Genomic DNA, 15,282 nt, shown 5'->3' with positions numbered 1-15,282 from the left:
AGCCGCCCCTGGGCTGATTACAGCTTGCCGCGCAGGCCGAGGTAGAAGGTACGGCCGTTCGAGTAGAAGGCGCGTGGCCGGTCCTCGTTTTCGGCGTACATCTTGATGGTCTCGTTGGTGAGATTGAGCGCGTCGAACGTGAGCGTAAAGCGATCGCTCAGCTTGACGTTGACGGAGCCGGCCAGCGACGGCATGTCGTCCACGTGCTGGCTCGCGCCACGGTCCACGCCGGCCTTGTACTTCGAGCGCCAGTTGTAGGCCAGGCGCGCCGAGAAGCGTTCGTTCTCGAAGTAGCCGGTCACGTTGTAGGTGTTGCGCGACGAGTTGATGAGTTCACCGCCATCGTCGAGTTCACCGTCGGCGAACGTGTAGTTGACCAGGAAGCCGAAGTCGCGCGCCACCGGCTGCTGCCAACTCAGCTCCACGCCGCGATTGCGTCCGCTCGTGTTGTACGGCGACGTGATCTGGTACTCGGTCAGCGTGCTGCGCTTGTTGTTGTAATAGGTGCCGGTGGACGTGCCCTGCGCCACGATCGAGCGCAGGTCCATGTAGAACAGGCCCGCCGACAGCAGCGCCTTTGGCGCGTAATACCACTCGGCGCCGATGTCGAAGTTGGTCGAGCGCACCGGCTCTAAATTGACGTTGCCGCCGTTGCCGCTCAGCGCGTCGTCGTTCAGCGACACCGAGCCACCTAGCGCGCTGTAGTCAGGGCGCGCGATGGTCTTGGCCAGCGCCGTGCGCAGTACCAGGTCGGGCGTCACGTTGTACTTCAGGTTGGCGCTTGGCAGGTAGTCGCGGTAGGTGCGCTTGAACGTCGTCGGCGTGTAGGCGCCGAAGGCCGAACCGGTGATCGGCGCCGGACCGCCCGGCAGACTGACGATCGTGTTCTGGCGCGTCTCGACAGCGCGCAGGCCGACGTTGCCGCTCCAGCCGTCGCCGCCAAAGTCGACCATGCCGTACAGCGCCGCCGTTTTCTCGCCCACTTCGAATTCGTTCATCCAGTTATGGCGCAGCACGTAGTCGAGCAGACGGTTGCCGGGGATTGCGCCCCAGGCACCCAATGCTGCGCCGTCGTACTTGAAGTAGTTCGATGCGAGATTGCCGCCCAGGTCACTGGCGAAGTCGCTCGGGTACAGCTGGCCGTTCCAGGCCGGGCCCGGATTGGAAAAGCCCAGCGGGCCGGGGCGGGTTTCCAGTGGATGCTCGGCGGTGCGCTGGTGATCGGTCCAGCGCGCGCCAAAGCGCACGGCCTGGAACGTTGGATTGTCCAGGCGCAGTTCGCCGTCGAGCTGCGCGTACTGTTCCTTGTCCACCGACTGCGATTCGCCGCCGCCGGCCCAGGCAGTCGAGCCGGGCGAGACCGTGTTGCCGCCGGGGTAGCTGACCGATGCCGGCGAAAGCCCGTTCAAGCCGTACACCATGCCGCCGTCGACATTGTTCTGGTAGTAGACGTCGTCGCGGTCCCAGCCCACGCCGTGGGTCTTGCCCAGCTTGCCCGACAGCGAGAAACGCTCGTTGACGCGCCACTTGCCATTGAAGTCCAGATACCACGATTCGCCGCCCGCATCCGGACGGTAGATGTTGTCGACCTCGCCCGCGTTGCGCGTGAATTCGGCCGCCACCAGCGTGTTGTTGCGCACGACCGGATTGATGGGAATCAGGTTCAGGCTGTTGATCGAGTTGGCCGGCGCGGCCAGCCAGTTGGTGTTCTGGTGCGGCGCTTCGAGCTTCGAATAAAAGCCATTGAAGTCCAGCGTCAGGTCGCGGTTCGGGCGCACCTCGATGTCGAACGCGCCGCCTTCGCGCTTCTTCTCCTGCTCGAACAGCGCGGCGCCGATGAAGGTCGGCACGACCACGCCGGCCAGCGCCGGGTTGGCGAGCGCCGCCGCGCTGGTCGCGCTGATCGGGGTGTAGCCAAGGATTTCCTGGCCATCGCGCCGCACGGATGATTTCTCGGAGAACCCCTGGATCAGGATACCGGCCGTGTTGGCGGCGTTCTTCCAGTTCACGAGGCCCGACAGATGCGGCTTGGTCTCACCGGACAAGTCGTTGTAGTTGGCCTGGACCGAGCCTTCGACGGTGAGCTGCTGGCGGAAGTCGAGCGGGCGGCGCGTGATGACGTTGATGGCGCCGGAAACGCCGCCTTCGACCAGATCGGCGGTCGGGCTTTTCTGGACCACGATCGAGCCGACCAGCTCGGACGGCAGCAGCGAGAAGCTGCTCGAGCGACCGACATTGCCACCGATCTGGTTCAGCACGAACCAGTCGCCGGTGCTGATCGCGTGGCCGTTGAACAGTGTCTGCTGCAGGCTCGGGCTGGTGCCGCGCAGGCTGACGCGGTCGTTTTCGCCGAAGCCGCCTTCGCCGCCGGCGGATGATTGCGTGTTCACGCCGGGCAGGCGGGAGATGGCATCGGCCACGTTTTTATCGGGCATCTTGCCGATGTCTTCCGCAGTGACCACCTCGACGACGGCATCGCTGTCGCGCTTCTGGCGCAGCGACTGTTCGAGCGCAGCACGCACGCCCGTCACCACCACGGTCTGCGGCGCCAGCTCCGGCGCTTCCTGCGCGCCTGCCCCGCTCATCGCCAGGATTGTCACTGCCGCTGCGATCGCGGTCCGCTGATACTGCCGTGCCTTCAACTCATTCATGTGCGCTCCAAAAAACCAGGTTGGCTATCGGGTATTGGAGCCTGTCCCAAGCAATCCGGACAGGCTCTCAGTGAGCGCATTGTGGTGGCATCCGGGATGCCGTGTTTGTCAAATCTTGCTATCCGGAAGAGGAATTCATCACACTGACATGTGACTGTGGCAGGCGGAACCTGGCGGCAGATTCAGGGCGTCGGGAACGGCACCAGCGCCAACCCGCGCCTGAGCGCATCGAAGCAGGCCGGGTCGAGCGCGGTGCCCACGGTCTTTTCCATCATCTCGAGCGCCTGCGGGATCGGGATCGCGCCGCGGTACGGGCGCTCGGCGGTGATGGCGTCGAAAATGTCGGCAGTGGTGATGATGCGCGTCTCCAACCGGATGTCGTCGGCATGTAACCCGCGCGGGTAGCCATTGCCGTCGAGGCGCTCGTGGTGGGCACCGGCAATCGACGCCAGTTCGGCAAACGCCGCGATGCGGCCCAGGATGGTTTCGGTGTATTCGGCGTGCTGGCGCACGGCGGTCCATTCGTCGCGGTCGAGCGAGCCAGCTTTGTCGAGCACGCTGTTGCTCACGCCCAGCTTGCCGACATCGTGCAGCAGCGCACCACGCTTGAGCCAGCGACGCCGCTGCGCCGACAGCCCGAGCGCCTCGCCGATCATGTCGGTGTACAGCGCCACGCGTGCACTGTGGCCGCTCGTGTACGGGCTCTTGGCGTCGACCACCTGGCCGAAGGCGGTGGCGATATCGTCGAGGTAGTCTTCGTCGAGCGCGACTTCGTGGCCGGCCGGCTCCAGTGCGAACACGGCGCGATCCAGGTCCGGCGCGGCCAGCTTGCGCCAGAAGGCATCCTCCAGCGCGACCTGCTCGAACGCCGCGACCAGCCGCGGATCGAACCAGCTGCCGGCGCGCGCGGTGGCTTCGTGCAGCGCGGCCTCGCGCCCGCCATCGGTGTGGAATACGTCGATCACTTGCGCCAGCAGCGCAATGCGCGCATACACGGGGATCGCATCGCCCGCGAGCTGGGCTGGCTTGCCCTTGCCATTCACGTGTTCGTCGAGCGAATAAATGCCTTCGGCCACGCCTTCCGGGAAGCGCAACAGACGCGCGATGTCGGCGCCACGCTGGCAGCGGGTGGCGATCAGGCCCTGGGCGATCTCGGGGCCGTCGCGCAGGATGGTCATCACGCTGCGGAACCGTTCTGCCAGGCCGGCTTTCAGGCCGGTGTGCTTGAGCACGAAACCGAGCACCTGCGGCAGGCTGTCACCCACCGTCTTGAAACTGCGCTTGAAGTCGAGATCGTCCGTCAGGTACAGCTCGCAGATGCGGGCGGCATTGCTGCTGCAGCCCAGGTCCTTCAGAAGCAGCGTGTAATACAGCTCCCACAACTGGTCGTCATTCAGGCCCGCAACACGGCCGATATGCATTCCGATCCAGCAGCAGCGCACGCAGTGGCCAGCAGGCTGGCCTTCGGTAATGTCGAGCGCATAGCTCAACGCGCCAATCAGCTCGGAGAGCTTCATGGCGCTGGGGGCCAGCATCTCCTGCGGCGCGTCGGGGTGCATCATAATTAGTTCCGTATAGCAATAATTATGAATGGTACGCCACAACATCCTTGGAAAATCACCCGCACCACAATATTGACAACCGATGCGGCACGGATACCACAGATGAAACGACAACACCGGCGCGAGGCCGGTGTTGTGCTGGCGGCGGCTAAGCCACCCTTATTGCTGACGCATTGCTGGTGCTATCAATAACCGCGGCCGGTGGTGCCGGTGGTGCCCGTACCGGTGCCGGTCGTGCCGGTGCCAGTACCGGTCGTGCCCGTGGTACCAGTGGTACCAGTGCCTGCTGCACCGCTGGTGCTGCCGGTCACGCCGGTCGTGCCGTTGCCCATCGTACCGGTCATGCCGGTGGTGCCAGTCGCGCCGCTGGTGCTGCCCGTCACGCCGGTGGTACCAGTGGTACCGGTAGCGCTGCCGGTCACGCCGGTCATGCCACTGTTACCCATTGCGCCGCTCGTGCTGCCGGTCACGCCCGTGGTGCCGCTGGTGCCGGTACGGCCCGTGGCGCCGACCGTGCCTGCGCGGCTGTCAACGACGCCCGCCGAACCGGTTGTGCCCGTCATCGGGCTGGTGCTGCTGCGGCGATCGTTTTGCGGCGTCATGCTGCTGGTGCCGGTGGCGCTCATCGACGAGCGGCCCGTCGAATCCTGCATGCTGCTGCCGGTCTGGCTACCGACCTGGCCCGACGTGCCTGCCATGCCGGTGCCCGTGGTGGCGCCGGTTGCAGTGCCGGTGCGACCCGTGGCGCCTGCGGTGGTGCTCGTCTGTGCATGGACTGCAGTAGCACCCAGCATGGCAACCGTCAGCGATGCGCCGATCATTCCTTTGAGTAGCTTGTTCATGGTGTTCTCCTCAATATGTTTTGTATCGCGTGCCCGACACATCATTGCGTCAAGTCATGAAATCAGTGTACGGTGACCGTCAATATGGGCGCGCACAATACCGCTCGGAAATATTAAATCGTCGCCCAACATCATGCAAATTGCCTCCAATTGCACGCATTTTTTTGTTTATTGTTGAGCTGATAATACGGCTTCTGCCGATAGCGTTCCGAGCTCGGCGTAGAGCGGCAGGATGCTGTTGCGATCGTCCGGATACACCCGATTGGATAGAAAAACATAAAAGCTTTGCGATTGTGGGTCGATCCACAGGATGCAGCCGGTAAAGCCCGTGTGCCCGTAGCTGCCCAGCCGGTAATGCCGGCCCCGCGGCCGGCGTGCAAATGGCGAATCGATGTCCATGCCCATGCCGCGCAGGGCGGCGACGCCTGGTGGCGACTGCGCGGTGCAGAGCCGGCGCACGCTGTCGGCATGCAGCACGCGCACGCCATCGAGTTCACCGCCCGCAAGCAGCATGCGGGCAAAGCGCGCGACATCCCGCGCGGTCGAAAATACACCGGCCGAGCCGGCCACGCCGCCCATCCGGCGCACCGTCGGATCATGCACCTGGCCTTGCAGCACGGCGCCGGGCGCCAGACCGCGCTGCGCTTTCGACAGCACGGCATTGGCATCTACCGCACCACGCTGGGTGGGTGCGATCGTTCGCCCATCGCCGCGCGCCAGCGGCCGATAGCCGGTGTCCGGCATGCGCAGTGGCGCAAAAATGCGTTGCTCGGCAAACGCATCCAGCGGCATGCCAGCCACGCGTTCGACCAGCAGGCCAAGCAGGATGTAATTGATGTCCGAATAGCGAAAGACACTGCCTGGCACATGCGTCACGCGCTCGAGCGAGGCCAGCAGCAGCGCCGCCTCCCTGCCCTGCCACGCCGGACTGGCCGGTAACCCAGCCAGCAAGCCCGACGTATGCGTCAGCAACTGGCGCACCGTGATCGTGTCCTTGCCGCCGCCTGCGCAGTCAGGAAGATAGCGCAGCAGTGGCGCTTCGAGGTCGATCTGGCCAGCTTCGTGCAGCAGCAGGATCGCCGGCGCCGTCACCAGCACTTTCGTCAGCGAGGCGACGTCAAACACGGTGTCGACAGTGACGGGCACGGCAGCCGGCCCGAAGTCGAGCCGCCCGTAGGCGCGCTCGACATGTGCGGCGCCGCGTTCGAGCCAATACACTGCGCCGGGCAGCGAGCGGGCCGCGATGGCAGCACCGATGGCAGCGTCGATTGCAGCCAGATGATGCCTGTTGAAGCCTTTTTGCACGCTCATGACGACATGGTTTGACAAGCGACGAGTGCAGTTTTGGGCACCGTTGCACGCGTTTTTTCGCATCGGCGTATCATTGTTCCATGATCCCTTTATCGATACTCGACCTCTCGCCGATCGTTCAAGGCAGCGATGCGGCAACTTCCTTCAAAAGCTCCCTCGACCTCGCCCAGCATGGCGAACGCTGGGGCTACAACCGTTACTGGCTCGCCGAACACCACGGCATGCCGGGCATTGCGAGCGCCGCCACGGCGGTACTGATCGCCCATGTGGCGGCCGGCACGTCCACGATCCGCGTGGGCGCCGGCGGCATCATGCTGCCGAATCATTCACCGCTCGTGATCGCCGAACAATTCGGCACGCTCGCGTCGCTTCATCCGGGCCGGATCGATCTTGGCTTGGGCCGCGCGCCTGGCTCCGACCATACCACGGCGCGCGCGCTGCGCCGCAACCTGGCGTCGGATGCCGACGAGTTCCCGCAGGACGTCGTGGAACTGATGGATTACTTCGCCGGTTCAAGCCGCCGGCAGGTGCTTGCCGTGCCGGGCGCAGGCCTGGACGTGCCGCTGTGGATTCTCGGTTCGAGCCTGTTCGGCGCGCAACTGGCGGCGCACCTCGGCCTGCCGTATGCATTCGCGTCGCACTTCGCGCCGCAGATGATGATGCAGGCGATTGACATGTACCGCAGCAACTTCCGTCCATCGGCGCAGCTGGCCGAGCCGTACGTCATGCTCGGTTTTAATGTGTTCGCAGCTGACACCGACGAAGAAGCGCATCTGCTGGCTACGTCGATGCAGCAGGCGTTTGTTGCCCTGCGCACGGGCAATCCGGGCAAACTCAAGCCGCCTGTCAGCGGTTACCTGGAAGCGCTGGACACGCCCGAGCGCATGATGCTCGACAGCGTGCTGGCCTGCTCGGCGATCGGCTCGCGCGACACCGTGGCCGCCCAGCTGCACGCGTTCATCGACAAGACCAAGCCGGACGAGATGATGATCACGTCGCAGATCTACGACCACGCAGCGCGCCTGCATGCGTACGAGATCACGGCCGATATCCGGCGCAACAGCTGATACCAGCGCTGATGTTTCAACGATAAAAAAGCCCACCCGGCGCGTGCCGGGTGGGCTTTTTTATGTTCATGCCACGTGATTACAAGGGCTTGCCATCCGCATCGATGCGGCGCACCTCACCCAGGTTCAGCGCGCGCACATCCTTCTCGACCTTGCTCATGTCCCCCACCACGACCCACACCAGGCGATCGGTCAGGAAGCTGCGCGCGGCCAGGGTATTGGCGTGCTCCGGCGTGAGCGCCAGCGCCTTCTCGGTGTAGGTGTTGTAGTAGTCGTCCGGCAGACCGTATTGCACGATGGTCGTGTAGGCGCCGCCCAGCTGGCCGGCCGTCTCGAAGCTGCCTGGCAGGCGCAGCGTGCGGTTGTCCTGCGCGAATTTCAGCTCGGCGCCGGTGATCTGGCGCTCACCCGCCACGCCCTTGTATTCGCGCACCAGTTCCTTGAGCGCATCGCCGGTCTTGTCGGTCTGCACCGGCGAAATGCTCATGAACGTGCGCTGGCCGACGGCCGGCTGCACCAGGCTGCGTACGCCATACGACCAGTGCTTGTCTTCACGCAGGTTCATGTTGATGCGCGAGCTGAAGGTGCCGCCGAACACGTCGTTGACGATTTCCAGCGGCAGCGACTCGGGGCTGTTACGCGGCGGCGCCAGTTGCGCGCCGACAATCACGCTTTGCAGCGCGCCCGGCCGGTCGATCAGGTACACGAGCGGCTTGGTCGGTGCAGGCACGGTGGCGATCACCTTCTTCGGCACCTCGCCGCCCTTCCAGCCGCCGAACGTTTTCTCGAGCAGCGGCGTGATCTCGGCCAGCGTCGTGTCGCCCACGACCAGCAGCGTCGCGTTGTTCGGCTTGAACCAGGTTGCGTGGTAATTGGCCAGGTCGCCCCGGGTCATGCGGCCCACGGCGTCCTCGGTACCGTTGGCGGTGCGCGCATACACGTGGCCCTGGCCGTACATCAGCGCCGGCACGACGCGCAGCGCGATGCCCTGCGGATCGACCTTCTCGCGTGCGATCGCGGCCAGGCGGTCTTTCTGCAGGCGCGCAAATTCGTTCTGCGGGAACGCCGGGTTGCGCACCAGGTCCGCGTACAGGCCGAGCGCCTGCGGCAGCGTCGCCTTGAGCGAATTCATGCCGACAAAGGCGCCATCGAGATTGATGCTGGCGCCAAAGGTCGCGCCCAGGCGTTCGAGTTCTTCGCCGATCTCGAGCGACTTGCGCGTGGCCGTACCTTCTTCGAGCATGCGCAGCGTGAGGCTGGCCACGCCCGGCAAGGCGGCGCTGTCAGCCGAATAACCGCTGTCGACCATCATCTGCAGATTGACGACCGGTGCTTCATGGCGCTCGGCCAGCACGACCTTCAGGCCGTTGGACAGCGTGATGCGCTGCATCGGCGGCAATTTGAGGGACATCGCCTTGCCGGCGACCGGTTCCTTGCTGCGATCGAGCCCCGTGTCGGTGGCGGCCAGGCCGGTCGGGAACGGATCGATCTGCAGCACGTAGTCGCCGTCACTGAGCCAGTCGTTCATCGCCTTTTTCACCGTGGCCGGCGTGGCGTCCTTGATGCGCTGCAGATAGACCTTGTAGCAGTCCGGGTTACCGGTGAAGGTCTGGCACGAGGCCAGGAGGTCGCTCTTGCCACCGAAGCCACCAACGCGCTCGATCATGCGCGTGTACTGCGCCAGGATCGTGGTCTTGGCCAGGCGCAGCTCGGCGTCCGTCGGGCCGCTTTTCATCAGCGCGCGCAGTTCGTCGTCGGCCGCTTGTTCCATCTTTTTCACATCGGCGCCGGGGCGGGCCGTCAGCGTCAGGTCGAACTGGCCGCCAATTTCCGACGAATCGTCGCTTGCCGTAGCGCTGGTGGCCAGTTGATCCTTGTAGACCAGGCGCTTGTACAGGCGCGACGTCTTGCCGCCGCCCAGCACGCGCGCGCCCAGGTCGAGCAGCGCTTCTTCGGGCGTGTTCGCGCCCGGTACGTTCCAGGTACGGTAGATGCGCGTTTGCGGCACGCGGTCCTGCGCCAGCGTGCGGTGCGTGCCGGTGCGCTTGGCGATCCAGGTATCGTGCTTGGCCAATGGCGGGCCCGGCGGAATCGCGCCGTAGTATTGCTCGACCTTCTTGCGCGCTTCTTCCGGCGAGATATCGCCCGACAGCACCAGCACCGTGTTGTTCGGGCCATAGTTCTGCTTGAACCAGTCCTGCACGTCCGTCATCGAGGCCGCGTCGAGATCGGCCATCTTGCCGATCACGGTCCAGGAATACGGGTGGCCGACCGGATAGGTGTTCTCCACCAGCAGCTCGTAGGCGATGCCGTAGGGCTGGTTCTCGCCCTGGCGCTTTTCGTTCTGCACGACGCCGCGCTGGATGTCGAGTTTCGTCTTGTCGACCGTGCCCAGCAGGTAACCCATGCGGTCGCTCTCGGCGAACAGCGCATAGTCGAGCATCGAGGTCGGCACGTTCTGGAAGTAATTCGTGCGGTCCTGGCTGGTGGTGCCGTTCAGGTCAGTCGCGCCGACCTGCTCCATCGCATTCAGGTAGGTCTTCTTGAAGTTGTCGCTGCCGCTGAACATCAGGTGTTCGAACAGGTGCGCAAAGCCGGTCTTGCCCCGCTGCTCGTTCTTCGAGCCAACGTGGTACCAGGTATTCACGGCCACCACTGGCGTCTTGCGATCTTCGTGCACCAGCACGGTCAAGCCGTTCTTGAGCGTGAACTTGGTGTACTTGATGTCCGGGATCGGGATGTCCGGCGTGCTGGCTGGGGAGACTGGCGCGGCCTGCAGCGTGGATACACCGAACATCAGCGCAAGCGCTGCCGCGAGGTAAGTGGTGCGACGAACGGGAACTGCCATGCTGCGCCTCCTGAATGGGTCGGGAAAGAACCATTCTAGGCACGTTTCAGTTAGTCAACAAACAAAACAGCGTATGCATGTCTCACGGAGAGACAAACCATGCGGGGCGCATCGTGCGTTACGCATGGAGCATGGGATCGCCAGCGTGTGGCCTTGTTCGTCGGCCCGGACATGGCCGGTTTTCGGATCGAGCGCCAGGCCCTGCACAGTGTGGTAACCGTGGCTGTGCATTCTGGCCAGGCGGTTGAGCTGCGCTTCGGCCGCGCCGCTCCCAACCGGCTTGCCGGCGTCAGCATACGCAAATCTCCCAAAAACAGTTAAACACTTGACATCGTAGCTGAAATGTCGCGATTTTCTGTACATTGCATGCACGATTGCGGCAAATGGCGTATCATCGATTGCTCACTGAACCAGCGCAAGGACTCCCTTCAATGATTCAACGACGTACCATCCTCAAAAGCGGTCTCCTCCTCGCAGCATCCTCCCTCAGCCTTCCCACCCTTGCCAAAAATTCATCGATTGCCACCGGCGATTGCTGTCTGCGTTTCTACAATACGCACACGGGTGAAAAGCTGACGAGCACGTTCTGGGAGCAAGGCGAGTTCATCCCTGATGCGCTGGGCGACATCAACAAGGTGCTGCGCGATCACCGCACCAACAAGATTGCCGACATCGATCCCGAACTGCTTCTGCTGCTCGGCCAGCTCAATGGCAAGCTCGGCAACAGCAAGGAATTGCACATCATCTCGGGCTACCGCGCGCCGGAATCGAATGCGTTCCTGCGTGGTCATGGCAGCGGCGGCGTCGCCAAGCGCAGCCTGCACATGGAAGGCAAGGCCATCGACATCCGCCTGCCGGGCACCGATCTGCGCCACCTGCAAAAGGCGGCCATGTCGCTCCAGGGCGGCGGCGTCGGCTATTACGCCAGCTCGCAGTTCGTCCACATGGATACCGGCCGCGTGCGGTATTGGTAATCGGTTGATGCGGCCGTCCATCGTCCGTGTCGTTGCCGGACTGGCCATGAGCGGCCTGTTCATGGCTGCGGCCGCAAGCCTGCCGGCGCATGCCGCCGGTCAGAGCACCGTCACCGTCAAGTCAACGCGCGACCCGGTCGACAAGTCGTACCGCAAGATGATCCGCGGCATGGAACGCTTCGAGCGCGAGCGCGCCTTCGCACCGAACGCGACCCTGCGCTTCCAGCTGCTGCCGCGCCTGCCGAACGTCGACATGCGCGGCATCACGCTGCGCGTGGCGGGCGATACCGTGTCGGTGCCCGTCCCTGTCGACGACAACAATTTCTTTGTCCTGCCCCGCAACGCGCAAGCGTTGCAGGAAGACGCGGCCGTGCTCGCCAGTCGCAAGACGGCCAGCATGACCTGGCGCGCGCGCATCGAAACGCCGGGCGTCCCGGCCGGCATGCGCCGCCTGGGCGACCTGCGCCTGGAATGCCGCGTGGGCAAGGAAGCTGGCCTCGTCTCCAACAGCTCGCCGTTGTTCGGCTGGATCTCCGACGCGCTCGACTCACCCGAAGGCGTCTGCACGAGCCCGGATGGCAATTACCTGTTCTTCGCCGAGCGCCCGATCTTCGCGGTCACGCTGCGCGCTGGTGAACGCATTGAGACGCTGCCGTTTTCGATGCTGTATGCCGGTGGCGACCAGACGCCCGACATGCTGCCGTTCTGCGATTGCCAGGTGCTGCTCGACCACACCTATTACGTGCCGTTGTGGGATGCCAGCTGGCCGGACGATACGCTCGTTGAATTCACGTACATGATCGATCCACCGGCCGGGATGACGCCATGAGGGCGCTTCTAGTCCTGTGCGCTGCGCTCCTGGCTGGCTGTGCCACGCAGAATGCCGCGCCGCCCGGCGCGCAAGTGCCGGCCGAGCGGCTGCAACAGACCGTCATCGCCGGCCAGACCACCAAGGCGCAATTGCTGGCCGCGTTCGGACCCACGAAAAACGTGCGCTTCGACAGCGGCTTTGAAGCTTGGGTCTACCAGTCGCCGGCGGGCGCTGGCCAGTTTGCCGAGTTCGTTGTGCTGATCGATCCGGCCGGCGTGGTCGCAAAAACACGCACGCGCGCGCCAGCTCCGGCACGCTGATCTTTTTTGTGAACCAATAACGCGCGAATGTGTCATAGCTAACAAACGGTATCCATCAATTCTGCCATTCTGGTTGCACCTATTCACCAGCGGAGAATTTCATGGCAACTGCAATCGACGACAATCTGAACGACTGGCTACGTGACGCCCATGCAATGGAAGAGCAGGCAGACAAGATGCTCAACGCGCAAGCGGACCGCCTCGAACACTATCCGGAGCTGCGCGCGCGCATCGTGCAGCACATCGAAGAAACGCGCTGGCAGCGTGGCGTGCTGGACGAGATCCTGGCGCGCCGCGACATCAGCAATTCGGTGGTCAAGGATATCGGCGCCAAGCTGATGGCCTTTGGTCAGGCTGTTGGCGGCATGACCGTCAGCGATGAAGTGGTCAAGGGCGCGATGGCAGGCTACGTGTTCGAGAACCTCGAAATCGCCACCTACACGTCGCTGATCGCAGCGGCCAAGGCGGCTGGCGACAGCGCCACTGCCGCTTCGTGCGAACAGATTCTGGTGCAAGAAAAAGCAATGGCGGCCTGGCTGCTGGAGCACCTGCCGCAAGTCACACAGGCCTTCCTGACGCGCTCGGCAACGCCGGGCGTGGAAGCGAAAGTCTAACTTCCGCACCACCCACGGTCGAGGCGGCGCAGCATGCGTGCGCCGTCTCGACCGCAGCGCTGATCACTGGCACAATCCCCACATTTCTGTCGCTATCCAACGCGACTGTCTGCCCATCACCAGGATGCGCCCATGCCCCGCGTACAGCTCGACTTTCCCGACGACCAGTTCTACTTCTCGACCGTGCTCACCGTGCGGGCCACCGACATCAATGCGGCGAACCACGTTGGCAACGAATCGATGATCGCGATGGTTTCCGAGGCCAGGTCGCGCTTCCTGTTCGAGTTCGGCGTGCCGGAAACCAGCCTCGATGGCCCTGGCATCATTGTCACCGACCTGGCCACCATCTACCGCGCCGAAGCGTATCGCCGCGACGAACTGCTGTTTGACGTGGGCGTCATGGACTTCAACAAGTATGGTGGCGACCTGATCTACCGTATCACGCGTCCGCGTGACGAAAAGCTGATCGCCATGGCCAAGACCGGCTTTGTATTCTACGACTACAAGGCGGGCCGGGTATGCCCGATGCCTGACGAGTTTCGCGCCAGGTTCGAGCATGTCAACCGGGTCGATTAGGCCAAAGAAAAACGGCGCCCTGATGGGTGCCGTTTTTCTTGGTAACCAGCTGGCGTAGGGTGGACGGGTTTCCCGTCCACGCGTTCAACCCAACTGTGCACACCACGGAGCCAGTTCAACTCGACTTCGCACACCACGGTGTCAGATTAATTTGAACGCGTGGACGGCGCAGCCGTCCACCCTACGATTTCGCAGGGTGCACAGCCAACCTTCAGCCGCCGCGCTTCTTGCCGATGATCGTTTCATCGAACCACTCATCGATCATGCGCTTCTCGGCGCGCAGGCTGTCGTTGTCGCTGAAGCGGCCGATGCGCTGCATGTAGTTCATGTCGGCCAGGCGTGCGTCGCCGCCCTTGAGCACCTGCCCGTTTTGCGTCAGCGAATAGCGCAGGTTGATGATCGGCCAATCGGCCGTGCCTTTCAGGATGCGCAGATCGCGCCCGTTGCTGACATTCGGGTACTCGCGACCGGCCAGGTCGATGTCGGTAACTTCGATCACCAAGTCCTGACCCGCAGGGAGTTTCTCGCCAAGCTTGGTGAAGTACGTGCTCAGTTCTTCCAGCACCTGCTTGCGCTCCCACGGGGCAAATGGCAGGTCGGCAAATTTATCGGACTCGATGTAGGTGACGGTCACGCCCGCCGAGGCGGCGCCGGCGGCCAGCGCGAACAGGCCTGCCAGGGCGGTTTTTATCAGGGTGGATTTCATTGTTGCCTCTCCTTCTGTATGCGTCTCGTATGCGGTCTTCGCTTACCAATATACGCCGCTTCGCACTGTTCTGCTCGTGGCGAAACGTTGGAACTTGTATCCAAATGTTAGGCCCCGAACATGACCAAAAGATGGTGCCATATAAGAATGCATCAAGGAGGCCACCATGCCAGAAGGTCCAACGCTGTACATGCTCAAGGAACAGACCACGCGCTTCGTGGGACAAGAAATTGTACGCGCCAGCGGCAATCTGAAGACGCTCGATCCGGCGCGCCTCGTGGGCCAGCGCATCACCGGCCTGCACACGTGGGGCAAGCACTTCCTGATCGAGACGCCCGACGTCATCCTGCGCATCCACTTTCTGCTGTTCGGCACCTACCGTATCGACGAGGACCGCGACAAGCCGCCGCGCCTGTCCATCGGCGTGGAGGACGGCGGCGCCATGAACTTCTATGCCTGTGCGATCCGCGAGATCGACCGCGCCACCTTCGACGCCTACGACTTCAACGCCGACGTGATGGGGGCGACCTGGGACCCGGTCAAGGCGCGCAAGAAGCTGCGCGCCGCGCCCGACATGCTGGCCTGCGACGCGCTGCTCGATCAGGAGATCTTCTCGGGGGTGGGCAATATCATCAAGAACGAGGTGCTGTTCAGGATCCGGGTGCATCCCCTCTCGACGATGGGCGCCTTGCCCGCGCCCAAGCTGCGCGCACTGGTGGACGAAGCGCGGCAATACAGCTTCGATTTTCTGGGCTGGAAAAAAGCCTTCACGCTCAAGGAGCACTGGCTGGCCCACGCCAAGAAGATCTGCCCGCGCTGCGACATCCCCTATTCAAAAGCCAAGCTCGGCACCTCGGACCGGCGCAGCTTCTACTGCGAGCGTTGCCAAAAACGCTATACGTGACGCACCGTGTCACGCCGCTGCAACAGCATTCCCGACGCAGCAAGGCAGATGTTACATCCGCCCGTCACAATTTTAATATTGCTTCTTGTTAAGGGT

General features: G+C 63.5%; 13 protein-coding genes. 7 read left to right on the top strand and 6 right to left on the bottom strand.

The window, feature by feature from the left end:
• Positions 1 to 17 precede the first annotated feature (17 nt).
• From AC1MGT_RS13950 to AC1MGT_RS13935, 4 genes are all read right to left on the bottom strand, one after another.
• The gene (locus tag AC1MGT_RS13950) at positions 18 to 2,651 is read right to left on the bottom strand and encodes a TonB-dependent receptor (protein WP_499500671.1); all 2,634 of its coding nucleotides are present in this window, start codon (positions 2,649 to 2,651) and stop codon (positions 18 to 20) included.
• A gap of 182 nt (positions 2,652 to 2,833) precedes the next feature.
• Positions 2,834 to 4,213, bottom strand: a complete 1,380-nt coding sequence (locus AC1MGT_RS13945) for an HD-GYP domain-containing protein (RefSeq protein WP_499500670.1) — start codon at positions 4,211 to 4,213, stop codon at positions 2,834 to 2,836.
• A gap of 185 nt (positions 4,214 to 4,398) precedes the next feature.
• On the bottom strand, positions 4,399 to 5,055 hold the full coding sequence (locus AC1MGT_RS13940; protein ID WP_499500669.1) for a hypothetical protein: 657 nt from the start codon (positions 5,053 to 5,055) through the stop codon (positions 4,399 to 4,401).
• A gap of 168 nt (positions 5,056 to 5,223) precedes the next feature.
• On the bottom strand, positions 5,224 to 6,366 hold the full coding sequence (locus AC1MGT_RS13935; RefSeq protein ID WP_499500668.1) for a serine hydrolase domain-containing protein: 1,143 nt from the start codon (positions 6,364 to 6,366) through the stop codon (positions 5,224 to 5,226).
• Between the two features lie 80 nt (positions 6,367 to 6,446).
• Between AC1MGT_RS13935 and AC1MGT_RS13930 the strand changes: the two genes are divergently transcribed.
• Positions 6,447 to 7,433 (top strand): LLM class flavin-dependent oxidoreductase, encoded by a 987-nt coding sequence (locus AC1MGT_RS13930; RefSeq protein WP_258837322.1) that lies wholly within the window; start codon positions 6,447 to 6,449, stop codon positions 7,431 to 7,433.
• Positions 7,434 to 7,512: 79 nt separating this feature from the next.
• Here the strand turns inward: AC1MGT_RS13930 and AC1MGT_RS13925 are convergent, their stop codons facing one another.
• On the bottom strand, positions 7,513 to 10,281 hold the full coding sequence (locus tag AC1MGT_RS13925) for a M16 family metallopeptidase (RefSeq protein WP_499500667.1): 2,769 nt from the start codon (positions 10,279 to 10,281) through the stop codon (positions 7,513 to 7,515).
• A 431-nt stretch (positions 10,282 to 10,712) separates the two neighbouring features.
• On the opposite strand from AC1MGT_RS13925, the gene mepK reads away from it, so the two are divergent.
• The 5 genes from mepK to AC1MGT_RS13900 all read left to right on the top strand — a co-directional run bounded on the left by mepK (position 10,713) and on the right by AC1MGT_RS13900 (position 13,576).
• The gene (mepK, locus tag AC1MGT_RS13920; RefSeq protein WP_499500666.1) at positions 10,713 to 11,255 is read left to right on the top strand and encodes a peptidoglycan L,D-endopeptidase MepK; all 543 of its coding nucleotides are present in this window, start codon (positions 10,713 to 10,715) and stop codon (positions 11,253 to 11,255) included.
• A 7-nt stretch (positions 11,256 to 11,262) separates the two neighbouring features.
• Positions 11,263 to 12,084, top strand: coding sequence for a hypothetical protein (locus tag AC1MGT_RS13915; RefSeq protein ID WP_499500665.1), 822 nt, complete (start codon positions 11,263 to 11,265; stop codon positions 12,082 to 12,084).
• On the top strand, positions 12,081 to 12,386 hold the full coding sequence (locus AC1MGT_RS13910) for a hypothetical protein (protein WP_499500664.1): 306 nt from the start codon (positions 12,081 to 12,083) through the stop codon (positions 12,384 to 12,386). Before AC1MGT_RS13915 ends, AC1MGT_RS13910 begins: the two co-directional genes overlap by 4 nt.
• Positions 12,387 to 12,487: 101 nt before the next feature.
• Positions 12,488 to 13,000, top strand: coding sequence for a ferritin-like domain-containing protein (locus AC1MGT_RS13905; RefSeq protein WP_258837317.1), 513 nt, complete (start codon positions 12,488 to 12,490; stop codon positions 12,998 to 13,000).
• Positions 13,001 to 13,132: 132 nt separating this feature from the next.
• Positions 13,133 to 13,576: a thioesterase family protein gene (locus AC1MGT_RS13900; RefSeq protein ID WP_499500663.1), complete on the top strand. Its 444-nt coding sequence runs from the start codon at positions 13,133 to 13,135 to the stop codon at positions 13,574 to 13,576.
• 211 nt (positions 13,577 to 13,787) lie between these two features.
• On the opposite strand, the gene AC1MGT_RS13895 is transcribed toward AC1MGT_RS13900, so the two are convergent.
• Positions 13,788 to 14,282 (bottom strand): DUF3016 domain-containing protein, encoded by a 495-nt coding sequence (locus tag AC1MGT_RS13895; RefSeq protein ID WP_499500662.1) that lies wholly within the window; start codon positions 14,280 to 14,282, stop codon positions 13,788 to 13,790.
• 166 nt (positions 14,283 to 14,448) lie between these two features.
• Between AC1MGT_RS13895 and AC1MGT_RS13890 the strand changes: the two genes are divergently transcribed.
• On the top strand, positions 14,449 to 15,186 hold the full coding sequence (locus tag AC1MGT_RS13890) for a DNA-formamidopyrimidine glycosylase family protein (RefSeq protein ID WP_499500661.1): 738 nt from the start codon (positions 14,449 to 14,451) through the stop codon (positions 15,184 to 15,186).
• Positions 15,187 to 15,282: the final 96 nt, after the last annotated feature.

The sequence above is a fragment of the Telluria sp. BA11 genome (assembly GCF_056680305.1).
The sequence above is the reverse complement of the archived record's forward strand: the minus strand, read 5'-3'. Positions and strand labels throughout refer to the sequence as shown.

What these genes read in the sequence shown, in the direction of transcription:
- AC1MGT_RS13900 (WP_499500663.1), top strand. Translation starts at nt 13,133, where the DNA reads ATGCCCCGCGTACAGCTCGACTTTCCCGACGACCAGTTCTACTTCTCG.
- AC1MGT_RS13915 (WP_499500665.1), top strand. Translation starts at nt 11,263, where the DNA reads ATGCGGCCGTCCATCGTCCGTGTCGTTGCCGGACTGGCCATGAGCGGC.
- AC1MGT_RS13895 (WP_499500662.1), bottom strand. Translation starts at nt 14,282, where the DNA reads ATGAAATCCACCCTGATAAAAACCGCCCTGGCAGGCCTGTTCGCGCTG.
- AC1MGT_RS13930 (WP_258837322.1), top strand. Translation starts at nt 6,447, where the DNA reads ATGATCCCTTTATCGATACTCGACCTCTCGCCGATCGTTCAAGGCAGC.
- AC1MGT_RS13890 (WP_499500661.1), top strand. Translation starts at nt 14,449, where the DNA reads ATGCCAGAAGGTCCAACGCTGTACATGCTCAAGGAACAGACCACGCGC.
- AC1MGT_RS13945 (WP_499500670.1), bottom strand. Translation starts at nt 4,213, where the DNA reads ATGATGCACCCCGACGCGCCGCAGGAGATGCTGGCCCCCAGCGCCATG.
- AC1MGT_RS13925 (WP_499500667.1), bottom strand. Translation starts at nt 10,281, where the DNA reads ATGGCAGTTCCCGTTCGTCGCACCACTTACCTCGCGGCAGCGCTTGCG.
- AC1MGT_RS13910 (WP_499500664.1), top strand. Translation starts at nt 12,081, where the DNA reads ATGAGGGCGCTTCTAGTCCTGTGCGCTGCGCTCCTGGCTGGCTGTGCC.
- mepK (WP_499500666.1), top strand. Translation starts at nt 10,713, where the DNA reads ATGATTCAACGACGTACCATCCTCAAAAGCGGTCTCCTCCTCGCAGCA.
- AC1MGT_RS13935 (WP_499500668.1), bottom strand. Translation starts at nt 6,366, where the DNA reads ATGAGCGTGCAAAAAGGCTTCAACAGGCATCATCTGGCTGCAATCGAC.
- AC1MGT_RS13940 (WP_499500669.1), bottom strand. Translation starts at nt 5,055, where the DNA reads ATGAACAAGCTACTCAAAGGAATGATCGGCGCATCGCTGACGGTTGCC.
- AC1MGT_RS13905 (WP_258837317.1), top strand. Translation starts at nt 12,488, where the DNA reads ATGGCAACTGCAATCGACGACAATCTGAACGACTGGCTACGTGACGCC.
- AC1MGT_RS13950 (WP_499500671.1), bottom strand. Translation starts at nt 2,651, where the DNA reads ATGAATGAGTTGAAGGCACGGCAGTATCAGCGGACCGCGATCGCAGCG.